This window comes from Kocuria sp. CPCC 205258, assembly GCF_040981005.1.
GTDB lineage: Bacteria > Actinomycetota > Actinomycetes > Actinomycetales > Micrococcaceae > Kocuria > Kocuria rosea.
The window spans coordinates 1-598 of record NZ_JAVKPS010000047.1 but is presented as its reverse complement, the minus strand read 5'-3'; the positions used below and the strand labels follow the sequence as shown (position 1 = coordinate 598).

The window sequence follows — 598 nt, the reverse complement described above, 5'->3', positions numbered from 1 at the left end:
CGAGGACTTGACGGCCTTGTTGCGCAGGCGCGCCTTCTCGTTCGTCTTGTTCCGCTTGATCTGGGACTTGATGTTCGCCACGAAAGAGCCTTTTCAGGTTCGATGATCTCTGAGGTTGCGTCCCTCCCCCGTAACCCTGCGGGTACGGAAGGCGCCTCCGGAGAGGAAACGAGACACAGCTGCTCAGGCTACCAGCCGCCCCACGGGCGGCCCAAACCCGGCACAGTCGCCGACCCGTGGGACCATGGAGCCTACGTATCGATCCGACAAAGAGCCGAGCCGAGCCCGAGCCGAGCTCACCGACCCGGCGTCTGCCAAAGAATCAGGACCCTGCGTGCCCGCGACTCCTATCCACGTGCCCGAGCCGAGCCGTACCGACCCGGCTCTGATCCGCAACTTCTGCATCATCGCGCACATCGACCACGGCAAGTCGACCCTTGCCGACCGGATGCTCCAGCTGACGGGTGTGGTCGAGCAGCGGCAGATGCGCGCCCAGTACCTCGACCGGATGGACATCGAGCGCGAGCGCGGCATCACGATCAAGTCCCAGGCGGTCCGTCTGCCCTGGGCCCCCACCGAGGGAGAGGGGCAGGGGAAG

1 protein-coding gene and 1 pseudogene are annotated in these 598 nt (G+C 65.6%); one reads left to right on the top strand and one right to left on the bottom strand.

What is annotated here, in order from left to right; translation table 11 throughout:
• Positions 1 to 81: pseudogene (locus RF644_RS18750) on the bottom strand (30S ribosomal protein S20); the annotation flags it as partial.
• A 253-nt stretch (positions 82 to 334) separates the two neighbouring features.
• On the opposite strand from RF644_RS18750, the gene RF644_RS18745 reads away from it, so the two are divergent.
• Positions 335 to 598: GTP-binding protein (locus tag RF644_RS18745; RefSeq protein WP_368797662.1), on the top strand; the 264-nt coding region annotated here is incomplete at its 3' end.